Source organism: Paenibacillus sp. JT22N15, from assembly GCF_059383755.1.
Map to the genome: position 1 here is coordinate 285,546 of NZ_JBXENV010000006.1, position 12,688 is coordinate 298,233.

Consider the following 12,688-nt stretch of genomic DNA (forward strand, 5'->3'; position numbering starts at 1 on the left):
TGCCTATCTACACTATACAAAAACGTTACTGACACTAGACTGTCAGTAACGTTTCAACATTTTTTCGATTTCTTTTTTCATACGGAGTTTGAAAGCTTCGGGCTCAAGGATTTTAACATCTGCGCCCCAGCCAAGCAACCAGGACAGCAGATCTTCCGGTTGTCGAACGCGAAAGGTGACGTAGTATCCATCGGCGTTCAATCGGGCATTCTCCATATAATAGTTGTTTGCTATTTTCACTTTATCCGCGATGCTCGCATTAAAAAGCACATGGACGCTGACGTTGCGGTCATCCTTCGGCTGATAGTCGTGCAGGTGAAAGCTGCTAGGTAGCTGGAACGTATCATCCATAGTGGCAAGCTCTTTTATTCGCGATACCCGAAAATGGCGAATGTCATCCCGCAAGTCGCAATGGGCAACTAACAGCCAGCCATTTTGTTCATCAAGGACGAGCCCGTAAGGGGCAACCGTTCGCAGCATTTCATGTTTTTCATTCGCTTGTGCCGCTCGTTTGTGGTATTCAAAGCGGATTTTCTTGCCTTCAAGCATGGCGGTACGGATGGCGGCCACGTAAGCCTTCTCCCGTTCGCCTATTTCTGGTTCATTTTCTTTGTGAAGCAGAAGGATATTATCGCGTATCCGATCCGCTTCGTCGCGGATGGGCTCCGTTAATACAGCTTCGATTTTCCCGCGTGAAGAGCGGGCGCTCCTGCTGTAGACAGGATCAAAACGCTGTTCTACAAACTCGGCTCCAATCAACAGCGCTGCTGCTTCTTCTACCGTAAAACTCACTGACGGCAGAAAATAGCCATTCATCAAAGAATAACCTAATCCAGTCGCACCGATGATGGGCACACCGGATTCACTTAACACTTGAACATCCCGATAAATCGTTCTAGGACTAACTTCCAGCATCTCTGCCAGTTCCTCAGCCTTCAGCACCTTGTTTCGCTGCAGCTCTAGAACGATCGATAACAAGCGTTCTGTTTTATTCAATTTGCAGCGGCTCCCTTTATTTAATTTTTTTGAGCAGCCGCACTAGTTCATCATATCTGTTGTGGTTTCGAAATACCGGATAAGGCTCACTTCGGTAGCTGTAATTTTGAAGTTTCCCTGCCAGATTTCAACTCCCCCTCTTATAGAAGATTCAACGGATTCTCTAATATAGCTGCTGTATTTGCCGTTCTTAGAGCCTCTGAATCCTGGACTATCATAGATAAAACAAGTGAACAGTATAGCTCTATCATTTTCTTCTAAGCTGGCTTCAAGCTGGCCAATATGCTTAAGGAAGCGTTCGAAGGAATTGAATTCACTTCCTTTTGCGGTCGTGATATGTTCTTTTTTCTCAACCTGTAAAGTTGTAAGCGGGGTCTTGACCTCGATGTAAGTATTCCCTACAAGAAAATCAAGCTTGGAATTGCCAAGCTTTTGTTCCCGCTTCACGATATCACTGCTGACCATAGCAGAGAGCTGGCCATTTTTCAGAAAATGTTCCACATAGCGGTTTGCCGCATTTTGATTAATCCCGATCCATGATTTATTTGGATCAGACAGCAAATCGAGTGAGATGGCCTCTACGGTGTAGAGGGTTTTTCTGGTCAAGTCTTTACTCTTGGAAAGCAGGCAGGGAAATCGCGGAATACGATGCTGCCTATGCGTCCTGTAGTGGGGCAGTGGCAATCATAAATGATGCCGTCGATCGCCACTTCCATAATAAATCGATTTCTTCTTCGAAGAATCAGGCCTTCAATAAGCGGTGTTTCAAAAATAAAAGCGTCGTTGTTCATGTCCATTTTGAAAGTGTGAGCCTCCCTTTCGTAACTATACGTTGAATATACAAGAACGCTACTGACAACAGATTGTCAGTAGCGTTCTTGTATAAACATATGGGAAGGAATAGCCTAAAAATCATTCAAAGGGTTGACAAATGATTTAATAATGTCATAATGATAATATCAAATAGAAAATTAAATCGTAACAGGAAGTGAAGCACTTGATCGAAAATGAATCCAATTATTCGCCGGATCATTACCGAACGCCGGACGGAGCGCCGACGGACATCGTGATCTTTACGATTGTTTCAACCCAGCGCAGCAAGGTTAAGAAAGCTTTGCCGCATCATGAGCTGCAGGTGCTGCTCATCAAGCGTAACATTTGGCCTTTCGAAGGGCAATGGGCGCTGCCGGGCGGTTTTACACTGGAAACGGAAACGGTGCAGGAATGTGCCAGACGTGAGCTTTTGGAAGAGACGCAGGTTAGCGAGGTTCATCTCGAATATTTTAACGTATATAGTGCGCCTGGACGCGATCCGCGGGGCTGGATGATTTCACATGCATTTCTTGCACTCGTGGGTGAGCAGCAGCTTGCAAATCGGCAGGCGGCGGTCGATGCCTCGGAGGTGCAGCTGTTTCCGGTAGAGGAGGCGCTGAAGCTGCCGCTTGCCTTTGACCACCGCATCTTAATTCAAGATGCGCTGATTCAAATTCAACGGAAGATGCTGACGACGACGATAGCGAAAGCTTTTTTACCGGATGAATTCACGATTGCCGAGCTGTATCAGGTCATACAAGCGGTCGTGCCGGATTTTGCGGAACAAAACTTTATTCGGAAAATCACCTCGACGCAAAGCCGCAGCGGCATTATTGAGAAAGTCGTGGACGCGGCCGGGGCGTTAAAGTCCTCCAATCAGTATTCGCAGCGCCCGGCTCAGCTATACCGGTTTACGGGGCTAGAGCCGCAGCTGTCGATTTACGGATAAAAGATAGAGTAGAGATTGTAGAACGATTTGAGCGTATCAAAGCGTACCGGAGCGGAACGGCAGATTTAGAAGGTAACTACGAAGCAGCGAGGAGAGTGAGCAGGATGATCAAGCTGAATGGCGTGGAGCTTGTGTTCAAAACGTTCCCCAACGGGGAAACGCTTGTCGATGGTGATGCGATTACGGCATTGATAGCCGAGCAGAATACGCTTGCTTTTAAATATGACAATGACAGCGACTTGATTAAGCTGATGTTCGTGAAGCAATATTTGGACAGCCGGAAGGTGCAGGCGGGCTTGACGATTGCTTATATGCCCTACAGCCGGATGGACCGGATTGAGGGAACCTCTGTTTTTACCTTGAAATACGTAAGCGGCCTGATCAACTCCTTGGCATTTGAGCATGTGACGGTGCTGGAGCCGCATTCCGATGTGACGCTAGCGCTGCTGAACAATTGCTCGGCACGGTATCCGACGATTGAGCTGCTGGACCTTGTCGTTGAGGCAACGGGCTTTGACCGTGCGTCCGACTATTTATTTTTCCCGGATGCGGGGGCGCAGAAGCGCTACAGCAAAGTTCGCGGCTATAACGAGCTGGTCGGCTTTAAGGCGCGGAATTTTCAGACGGGCGAAATAGAACGGCTTGATGTAGTTGGACAGGTGGCAAGCGTTGGCTTTAAGGCGATTATCGTCGATGATCTTTGCTCCTACGGGGGAACGTTTATGCGCAGTGCGGAGAAGCTTAAAGGCTTGGGCGCGGCGGAAATTTATTTGCTTGTAGGGCACTGCGAGCCTTCGATTCATAAGGGCAAGCTGCTCGAATCGCCGCTCGTCGATAAAGTGTTTACGACCAATACGATGCTAAATGAAGCGGGACATGAGAAAATAAAACTTTTTGAATGGGGAGAGGTTTAAAATGACGACGAAGACAGCTTACCCTGCGACACTGCTATGCGATTTTTATAAAATCAGCCACAAAAACCAGTATCCAAAAGGGACGGAACTCGTCTACTCGACCTGGACCGCCCGTACAAGTCGGCTGGAAGGCGTGGAGGAAGTGGTCGCCTTTGGTTTTCAAGCCTTCATTAAGGAATATTTGATCGACTATTTCAATGAGTATTTTTTCGCAAGAACGAAGGAAGACGTTGTGGAGGAGTATCGCAGAGTGCTGAAATTTGCGCTGGGCGATGCTGATCCGGATGCTTCGCACATCGCTGCGCTGCATGAACTCGGCTACTTGCCGATTCGCGTTAAGGCGATTGAGGAAGGCTTAATCGTTCCGGTTAAAGTGCCGATGCTGACGATTGAAAATACGCATCCTGACTTTTTCTGGGTAACCAATTATTTGGAGACGCTCATGTCGTGCCAGCTTTGGATGCCGACGACGAGTGCGACGATAGCTTTCGAGTACCGCAAAATATTGGAGCAATACGCTTTGCAGACGAACGGCGATACGTCGGGCGTGCCTTTTCAGGGGCATGATTTTTCGATGCGGGGCATGAGCTCGCTGGAAGCGGCGAAAGGCAGCGGCGCCGGGCATTTGCTGTCGTTCACAGGAACGGATACGGTTCCGGCGATTTTGTATTTGGAGCAATTTTATGGCGCGAATATGGAAAAAGAGCTGGTAGGCACCTCGATTCCAGCGACCGAGCACAGCGTGATGTGCGCCCATGGCACCGATGAAATGGCATCGTACCGCTATTTGATCAATGAGGTGTATCCGAATGGCTTCGTCTCGATCGTCTCGGATACATGGGATTTGTGGAGCGTGCTCGATGTGGTGGTCAGAGGGCTTAAAGAGGATATTCTAGCCCGTGACGGCAAGGTTGTCATTCGCCCGGACAGTGGAGATCCGGTCAAAATCATTTGCGGCGATCCCGATTCGCAGCATCCATTTGAGCGCAAAGGCGTTATTGAAATTTTGTGGGATATTTTCGGCGGCACAGTGACGGAGAAGGGCTTTAAGCAGCTCGACAGCCACATTGGCGCAATTTATGGAGATGCGATTACGATCAGCCGCTGCCGGGAAATTTGCGAGAAGCTGGCGGCGAAGGGTTTTGCTTCGACGAATATGGTGTTTGGCATCGGCTCGTTCACGTACCAGTACAATACGAGAGATACGTTCGGATTTGCGCTGAAATCGACGTTTACGATCATTAATGGCGAAGAGCGCAAAATTTTCAAAGACCCAGCAACCGACATCGGCAAAGTGAAAAAATCGCAAACCGGACTCGTGCTCGTAACCGAGCAGGACGGCGTGCTAACGCTCACTGACGATTTGAGCGTGCAGGAATATGAGGCAAGGAAGCACGAAGACGTGCTGAAGACGATTTTTGAAAATGGCAAGCTGGTGCGTGAGCAGGGGCTGGCGGAAATACGCGCGAATTTGCTGGGGAAGCTGTAGTATGCCTCGCCAATGAGTGAATGAAACGGAATGAAACGGAATGAAACTGAATGAAACTGAATGAAACTTATCATTCGAGGGCTTGAGTTCAAATATGAAACGATGCAAATGTTATTGGAAATGCGAGCAGACCGCCCGAAGGGGGCGGTCTGCTCATTTGGATATGGATTAGAGGTAAGGAGATCACCTTAACAAACCATTTCTCTCTATTCGAGCTATAGGGCAGCTTAATAATCCAGGAGGCGCCCATTATCATGCCATTGACCGTACATTTTATTTTCTTTCGTGTTGGCTATAAATTTGTCTAATCTGCTTTCAAATAAGGATGGCTGATTTTTATAGCTTTGTATCGTATCGATTCGAACTCTTTGATAAAGAGCTGGAAATGCGCTGAAATTTTCATATCCTTGCGGGTCTTCTTTCAGCCTTTGATCTATAACGCGATCTATTTTAAAGGAATGGGGCTCCATATCAGGAAGCACCTTTCTTCCTTCGTCGCTCATTAATCCCAGCTTTTCGAGGCGGCGGACGCGTTCTTTATTCAATTCAGTCCATGAGCTTTTTTTGCTTCTAGGAGATAGTCTCTGCGCCAGCTGGGATTCAGAAATTTTCTTTTTTACCCCATCAATCCATCCAAAGCACAAACATTCCTCGACTGCATCCAAATACAGCAACGAATCCGGGTTTGGCGCCATGCTTACGACTACCCAACAAAATTTTTCGGTCTGTCCGTTTTCCTGCAGCCAAATTCTCAAAGCTTCTCGCGATGTTATTGCCAATAAATTTTCAATTTCCATAGACAAAGTAAGTTCTCCTTTCTAGGTATGGAGAGTCATTATTATCATTATAATGCCTGTGACCCTAGTCGATGTTGAAGTAATAAGCAAGACGATGTAAGGATACTGGTCTCCATACTAGAAAAGGCGATTTATTTTTCGCAGAAATTATTTCATAGCTACAATAATTACACTAATAATCAAACCTGAAAGTAAAAAATAGCTTCCGCTAATTAGTCCGTATAACAGCGGGCGAGGCATATTTGGGTTGATCGCCGTATTGACGGTCGTTGAAGCCAACAATCCAACACCAACAATGCCGCCAAAGATTAGCGCATTAACCAAGGATTCGATATCGAAAGCATAGATCAAAATGGCCATAGTAACTGTAGTTGCTAAACCACAGACAAAGGGTCCCGCGATAAAAAGGGGAGCTGGTTTTTCAGTGGGTGTTCCTTCTTTTCCTAATGCTCGAGCATAAGCCTTCCCAAAAATAATAGTAAACCAAACGCCTCCCAAAATAGAGGTTGCTAATGCAGCTAGCAGAACGGCAATCCAATTAATCTCCTGTAAGACATTGAACATGATTATTTCTCCTATTCGAAAAATCGTTTTTTTTGTATAAGGGTGCGTGTTTGTAAAAGTAAGCGAGCCAGCTGCTGATCGATTGTAGCTTCTCGCGTATTCCTGCTACTGGCGGGAATGCTTCTCCACATGAATGTAAACCTACAGGACATACCGCAAGGCAGCTTCAAGCTTCGGGCTTCGGAATTTTCCGTATCAGGGGCTTGATCCCTGCACAAAGATAGATTTGGCGGACACAGCAGACGCTATTTTAAAATAACAATGGGTAAGGCACAAGTGGCGGACTCAGGAGCCGCTAATGCGCTGCCAAAAGCCATTTTGACAGGATAATGAGGGCAATAACGGATTTCCTGTCCGCGTACGGTCCGAAATCGGATCAAAAGCCAGAATAGCGGAATCTCAGTCCGTGAAAAAAGGAATGATCTTCCAGAGCTGCGGAGCAACTCTATTTTTCATACACATTTACTGATACCAAAAAGGGAGTAGTCGTTCATGGCAAATGCATAGTCGAGCAGACGCAGCATTGTAGAAATATTGCCCATGTGGTAGGTTCCGTCGTTGATCCTATACAGTACCATTTGCGATATGGGAGTTCCTTGATTCTCCCGAAAATAGTTTGATTGGCCATGTGTGATATTCAAACATTTGTACCGGATGTTTTGACATTCGTCACGTCTCCTTTTGACTTCTCATAAATTTTGATTTTGTTTCTGTTGTTATAATAAAAAAAGAAGTATGACAATAGTTCGTCATACTTCTTCATACAGTTGGAGTGTTTTTTGCAGCTGTATTTTTAAAATCCCTCGCAGTGCATAGGGCTCAAGGACTTCGGCGCCACTCCCAAAACCCAGCAGAATCGACCAAAGCCAACGGGCTTCTAATGGTTTATAAACAGGAATTCGCATCGTCAAGCTTCCATCGGCGTGAAATTGTTTATCAGCCTGGTGAAATTGATCCATCACTTCGGCCAAAGCCTCCGGCCCCACTCGAATTACCACATCTTGCAGCTGATCGTGCCATTCTTTAGTTGAGATAGCAGCTTCTTTAGGTGCCACTTGATGTGGCTGAAAGCTTTCCTCGGTCAAAAATAAATTCATCATCCGGGATAGTCGAAACTCCCGATAATCCCGCCGTGTTCGGCAGAATCCATAAACGTACCAATTGCTATATTTGAAATGCAGCCACATCGGCTCCATATCCCGGGTCGTACGTTCATTATTTGCATTGATATAGTCAAAGCGGACGCTTTTTCGCTTCGTAATGCCTGTGCGCAAATGGCGAAGTGCGTCAGGTTCCGTCCGGCGCGTTTCAAGATCGACAGATAGGCTCGGGGTCTGATGCTCGGGCCCGATTGTTTGCAGCCGTTCAATGGTTCCCTGCGCACGCTCATCGTCAAACACGGTGGCGAGGCTGCTGAGCACGGTGATCAGCGAATCGACATCGTAAGAACCGAGCAAGCTTTTATCCATTTTGTAACCATCCATTATGCCATATCCGCCATGCATTCCCTGATAGGATACGACCGGGAACCCCGCAGCACAAATCACATCGATATCCCGATAGATGGTTCTTTGGGAAACTTGAAACTCTTCAGCCAGCATCGAGGCAGACAAAACTTTGTTATTCAGCAGCTTGTAGATTATGGAGATCAATCGCTCCAATTTCATTTGCATCCCCGCCTGTTAATTCATTTCGTACTCATGTTCGTTATTATATCATAGGTGTTTTCATGATCGTTGTGGGAATGGCATACTGCTATTTAAGAAGTAGCCCTAACAACAGGTAGTGAAGTTTTTTCAAGATTTCTATATGGTTTGACGATTGATGAATAATTGCTCATATGTTAAGGTGAGTTGAGATTTCTTCTTTAAATTGGATGTAAAAGCTTTTGTACGAAGCGCTGCAATTTTATGAATAGTACAGGGGGCAGAAGCAGGATGAAAAAGAAAAATGTGAAATCAAGGACATTAGTTTGGTACACCTTAGTCATTGTCGTTGTTTTTATTGCGCTGTTCGCCATTAACGAGATTTCCAAAAGCCGGACGGGCATCGAGCAGGAAACAGCAGAGGCTCCGCCCATTTCCAGCCAACCTACATGGGGGGACAAGGCCGCCAAGGTTTCTATCGTAGAGTTCGGAGATTACAAGTGTCCGTCCTGCAAAGCATGGAGCTCGCAGATTTGGCCGCAATTAAAGAAAGATTATGTAGATACGAAACAAGCCTCGTTCTCGTATGTGAACGTTCTATTTCATGGGGCAGAATCAGCATTAGGCGCTTTGGCTGGGGAAGCGGTGCTTGAATCGAATCCGGACGATTTCTGGCATTTCCATGAAGCTTTGTTTGCGGAGCAGCCGGATGCAGACCATGACGGACTTTGGGTTACAGTAGAGAAGCTGATGCAGGTTGCAGAGGCGTCCGTTCCGGATTTGGACAAGGACCAGTTCAAAGCCCTGCTGAGCTCGGAAGAAATACAGGCACGGGTCGATCAAGATCAGCAGCTCGTGAAGGAATTTAACATTTTGCAGACTCCGACCATTATGATTAACAACAAGAGAATAGGGGATCCGTTCGATTACGAGGCCATCCAAGCTGTGATTGAACAGGAGTTGAACGAGGCGGCAACGGAATAAGATTAGTTGCTTTCGGGGGATATGGGGAACTAGTCGCGAGCTATACGATATGCGACAATGATGTATGGAAATATGGATTGGTGAAGGCTTGGTTCCATTCACGCACTCCTTACATGTGGAGTGCTGTGTGTCGGTTGTAAGGATGCACTATTTAAGTAGCTCATTTACCTGATTTATTATTAAGCTTAAGCAGAAAAAGTGCTTAAGCTTGTTCTAATTTTTGCAGCTCCACTGACTCCGCAGATGATAGCTGTGGGGGCATAGTGAATCAGCTTAACTGATTGTTGGGTTTTTACAAGTATGAATCGCTTGCGTTCAATCGGATAGGAGATGATACGTGCCGCTCTCAGGCTGCGAATCTGATTTTATTTAACCGGCTTACGAATGGGCAGGGAAATGTACCTCTATTTTTCGGGATGTATACACCTATCGTATCATGTACTCATTATTGTTTAAACTAAAATTAAACTTTATCATCGATGGCTACATTTTATAATAGAGAAAACGGATTATTAGGGGGAAAGAAGAAAATGGAGCTTATAAAAGATGAACGACGATGGTATGGAAAAAGCTGGTGTGCACTGGGTGATAGTATTACAGCAGCTAATGGCTATCAACCCTTGGTAGGTGCGGCATTAGGCTTCTCCGTTATTACGAATGCAGGACAAAACGGATGCCCGCTTACTGCAGGCGGTGACAAGGATTATGGTGCAACCGTGCATATAGGACGCAAGATGGAGCTTGGTTATGATTGTGTCACTATCTTTGCGGGTACCAATGATTTTCGATTGGACAAACCTATAGGACGGAAGGAAGATCGAAATATTCATACGTTCTATGGGGCATATATCGAATTAGTCGAGGATATTCTTGCGAAAAATCCCGCATGCCGTCTGAGCTTATGGACGCCTCTGCAGCGTGATAAGGACGGCTTTGACATACACTCCATCAACCAGGCTGGCCATCGACTGATTGATTATGTCGAGGTCATTCAGGAAATAGGCCTTGAATATGCTTTGCCTGTGCTGAACTTATATGCCGAGAGTGGGTTCAACCGCTTCACACTTTCCGTTCTCACTTCAGATCGTTTGCACCCTAATGAACAGGGCCATGCGCGTATTGCCTCGATGGCAAGCAGCTTTTTGGCGCGACTCTAAAAATCACTAAAATCTCAGAACCTACGCGGCGTTGTCTGGATTCAAGAATACAAGGGGAGAAAAAATAGTTGGGTCATAGATAGTAACAGAAAGGGACAGATACAAATATGTAATGAGGAAGCCTCCAAAACCTCAGTGAGAGTTGTGATGGAGGCTATATTTTCTTATGATTCGTATTCCATAGTGCAAAGATCAAAAAATGTCTCTACAATAAACGACATGAGGCAGGCTAAAAGATCCGATGGCTCCAGCCGTTAAGCTTGGCGAAGGCCTCCACAAAGTAGTAGTCTCCGTATATAAGCGATACATTGATGTTGGCGTTCTGAGGCTTATGCCCGGTGCCTTGGAGAAGAATCGCTTCATGGTCCGGATTGTCCCAGGTCGCATAATTCTCGCTAAGTGAATACAGGATTTTCTCGGCAGCCGCGTTATAGATCCTGCGTTCCGCGGATGGAACCAGCTCAGCAAGTTCGAGCAGACCTGATGCTGCGATTGCGGCAGCGGAAGTATCGCGCGGCTCGTTTTCTATGTTTTCTACGCGGAAATCCCAATACGGCACATAGTCTTCCGGCAGGGCAGCGACAAAGTAATGTGCTACCCGCTTCGCCGCGTGCAAATAACGCTCAAGTCCGGTACATCGGTAAGCAATCGCGAGGCCATAAAGGGCCCAGGCATTGCCTCGGCTCCACGCTGAGGAGCCGGAAAAGCCTTGACCGCCCAGCGGTTCTATAAACGCGCCCGTCTCCGGATCAAAAGATAAAATATGACATACCGAGCCGTCCTCGCGAATGGCGTAACGGAGGAAGGTGTCCGCGTGACGTATCGCGATATGCTTGTAACGCGGGTCGCCGGTCGTGCGGCTTGCCCAGAACAACAGGGGGATATTCATCATGCAATCAACAATGGCCCAGCCGAGCGCCTCTTGCTCGTTCCACGCACGAATAAACTCTCCATTCACGTTGAAGCGGCCCGCGAGGAAGTTTGCCGCCTCCAAGCCGTTTCGCAGACCTTCCTGATTGCCCGTTAATTCGTATTTAATGACAGCAGTCGGCAGAAACTGAAAGCCGACATCGTGATGCAATTGTACGGGATGCTCGCAGAAGCAGCGCTCCAGCTTAGCGTCCCATTCCCAAGCGGCTGCCTTGAATGACTCTTTCCCTGTTGCATCATGCATAACCCAAAGCAGGCCGGGCCAGAAGCCGGACGTCCACCAATTATCGTCTGTGCTGTCATAGATGCCGTTGGCTTTTGCCACATGAGGCGTTTTATCTCCAATTTGGTTTATCATGCGCTCTACCTTTTCGGTTAATTGCGCCAATGTTTTCTCTTTGTATGCCTGATTCATTTAGTAGTAAGCCCCCTCGTTACCCATTATTGTGGTTAAGCTGCTTGCTATCATTATAGTCTCTGACAAATGGACAAAGTTACGCTACAATGGTTAAAAATGTTGTTCTGTTGACTTGTTGAAATGAAGGGGTGCAGTCAATGAAGGGGACGCTGTTTCAGGAAATGGACTACGGGGGACTATCTTTTCTTTGGTCATACCGCAACTGGTCGCAGCAAGATTTCGAAGGGTATTATCATTGGCATCGGGGCTTCGAGGTGTTGGCTGTGCATCAGGGACACGGCTCGGTTACCGTCAATCAGAAGACGTACGAGCTTAAGCCGGGCATGCTGTTTTATTTTCAACCCTATCAGCTGCATAATGTCTATGCGGAAGTGGATGAAAGCCGGCCGTATGAACGCAGCGTTTTTCATTTCGACCCTATATTTATGAAGGGCTACTTAAAGCCGTTTCCGGCTCTTTATGACGTCTATAAACGAATGCTTCAAGGGCTTATCGCTTTGCAGGGCATAGATATGATCGATTGCAATGAAGAGTTGAATGCCGCTTGCTCCGCATTCCAGAATAGCCAGCTCGCTTCCTCCGCCAGCAGCAAGGATGAGCAGAGCGCGCTCTATTTGTTGAAGGTGCTGTCGTTAATTATACGAAAGGTTATTCCGGGGCCCAGGCAGGAGGAACATATGAAGCCGATTCGCCAATCGGAACGTGTTATGGCATGGATTGAAAATCATTACGGGGAGCCCTTTCAGCTGGAGCTGCTTGCGGACGAGCTCCACATGTCAAAATCTTATTTGTCCCGGCTGTTTCGGCAAGAGACGGGTAGCAATATTACGGGCTATTTGACAGCCCGCAGAATGCAGCAGGCTTGCAGTCTGCTTCAAACGACGAACAAATCCGTAGAAGTGATCGGCGAGCAGGTAGGGTTTACGAGCACCTCTTATTTTATTAGCCTGTTCAAACGGATTATGGGCGTGTCTCCGCATCAATACCGCCTGAGGCTGTAGCGGGGAGCAGCGGCAATATATAGCTGCTTC

Annotated in this window: 14 protein-coding genes; 6 read left to right on the plus strand and 8 right to left on the minus strand. The window is 46.9% G+C overall.

What is annotated here, in order from left to right; all coding sequences use genetic code 11:
- Window positions 1-42: 42 nt before the first annotated feature.
- From AC50X8_RS14050 to AC50X8_RS14060, 3 genes are read right to left on the minus strand one after another with little or no spacing between them, the layout of a single operon-like run.
- Window positions 43-996, minus strand: a complete 954-nt coding sequence (locus AC50X8_RS14050; RefSeq protein WP_494880136.1) for a helix-turn-helix transcriptional regulator — start codon at window positions 994-996, stop codon at window positions 43-45.
- 42 nt (window positions 997-1,038) lie between these two features.
- Window positions 1,039-1,602, minus strand: coding sequence for a DNA/RNA nuclease SfsA (locus AC50X8_RS14055; protein WP_494880137.1), 564 nt, complete (start codon window positions 1,600-1,602; stop codon window positions 1,039-1,041).
- The gene (locus AC50X8_RS14060; protein ID WP_494880138.1) at window positions 1,599-1,793 is read right to left on the minus strand and encodes a hypothetical protein; all 195 of its coding nucleotides are present in this window, start codon (window positions 1,791-1,793) and stop codon (window positions 1,599-1,601) included. The genes AC50X8_RS14055 and AC50X8_RS14060 overlap by 4 nt, the downstream gene beginning before the upstream one ends.
- Window positions 1,794-1,993: 200 nt before the next feature.
- On the opposite strand from AC50X8_RS14060, the gene AC50X8_RS14065 reads away from it, so the two are divergent.
- The 3 genes from AC50X8_RS14065 to AC50X8_RS14075 all read left to right on the plus strand — a co-directional run bounded on the left by AC50X8_RS14065 (window position 1,994) and on the right by AC50X8_RS14075 (window position 5,161).
- On the plus strand, window positions 1,994-2,758 hold the full coding sequence (locus AC50X8_RS14065) for an NUDIX domain-containing protein (protein WP_494880139.1): 765 nt from the start codon (window positions 1,994-1,996) through the stop codon (window positions 2,756-2,758).
- Window positions 2,759-2,862: 104 nt separating this feature from the next.
- Window positions 2,863-3,672, plus strand: a complete 810-nt coding sequence (locus tag AC50X8_RS14070) for a ribose-phosphate pyrophosphokinase (RefSeq protein WP_494880140.1) — start codon at window positions 2,863-2,865, stop codon at window positions 3,670-3,672.
- Between the two features lies 1 nt (window position 3,673).
- On the plus strand, window positions 3,674-5,161 hold the full coding sequence (locus AC50X8_RS14075; protein WP_494880141.1) for a nicotinate phosphoribosyltransferase: 1,488 nt from the start codon (window positions 3,674-3,676) through the stop codon (window positions 5,159-5,161).
- Window positions 5,162-5,388: 227 nt separating this feature from the next.
- On the opposite strand, the gene AC50X8_RS14080 is transcribed toward AC50X8_RS14075, so the two are convergent.
- The 4 genes from AC50X8_RS14080 to AC50X8_RS14095 form a co-directional block, all read right to left on the minus strand.
- Window positions 5,389-5,958: a YdeI/OmpD-associated family protein gene (locus AC50X8_RS14080; RefSeq protein WP_056035852.1), complete on the minus strand. Its 570-nt coding sequence runs from the start codon at window positions 5,956-5,958 to the stop codon at window positions 5,389-5,391.
- Between the two features lie 147 nt (window positions 5,959-6,105).
- On the minus strand, window positions 6,106-6,522 hold the full coding sequence (locus AC50X8_RS14085; protein ID WP_056035850.1) for a DUF1761 domain-containing protein: 417 nt from the start codon (window positions 6,520-6,522) through the stop codon (window positions 6,106-6,108).
- Between the two features lie 452 nt (window positions 6,523-6,974).
- Window positions 6,975-7,100: a hypothetical protein gene (locus AC50X8_RS14090; RefSeq protein ID WP_494880217.1), complete on the minus strand. Its 126-nt coding sequence runs from the start codon at window positions 7,098-7,100 to the stop codon at window positions 6,975-6,977.
- Window positions 7,101-7,271: 171 nt separating this feature from the next.
- On the minus strand, window positions 7,272-8,189 hold the full coding sequence (locus tag AC50X8_RS14095) for a helix-turn-helix transcriptional regulator (protein ID WP_494880142.1): 918 nt from the start codon (window positions 8,187-8,189) through the stop codon (window positions 7,272-7,274).
- A 270-nt stretch (window positions 8,190-8,459) separates the two neighbouring features.
- On the opposite strand from AC50X8_RS14095, the gene AC50X8_RS14100 reads away from it, so the two are divergent.
- A complete protein-coding gene (locus tag AC50X8_RS14100; protein WP_494880143.1) occupies window positions 8,460-9,152 on the plus strand; it encodes a DsbA family protein in 693 nt (230 codons plus the stop codon).
- Window positions 9,153-9,682: 530 nt separating this feature from the next.
- Window positions 9,683-10,309 carry an SGNH/GDSL hydrolase family protein gene (locus AC50X8_RS14105; protein ID WP_056042967.1) on the plus strand — a complete coding sequence of 209 codons (627 nt, stop codon included), beginning with the start codon at window positions 9,683-9,685 and terminating at the stop codon, window positions 10,307-10,309.
- 229 nt (window positions 10,310-10,538) lie between these two features.
- On the opposite strand, the gene AC50X8_RS14110 is transcribed toward AC50X8_RS14105, so the two are convergent.
- Entirely contained in the window at window positions 10,539-11,654 is a 1,116-nt protein-coding gene (locus tag AC50X8_RS14110) for a glycoside hydrolase family 88 protein (RefSeq protein WP_056042965.1), read from the minus strand.
- Between the two features lie 140 nt (window positions 11,655-11,794).
- Here AC50X8_RS14110 and AC50X8_RS14115 point away from each other — a divergent pair, with 140 nt between their 5' ends.
- Complete coding sequence (locus tag AC50X8_RS14115) at window positions 11,795-12,658, plus strand: helix-turn-helix domain-containing protein (RefSeq protein WP_494880144.1); 864 nt, start codon at window positions 11,795-11,797, stop codon at window positions 12,656-12,658.
- The last annotated feature ends 30 nt before the right edge of the window (window positions 12,659-12,688 follow it).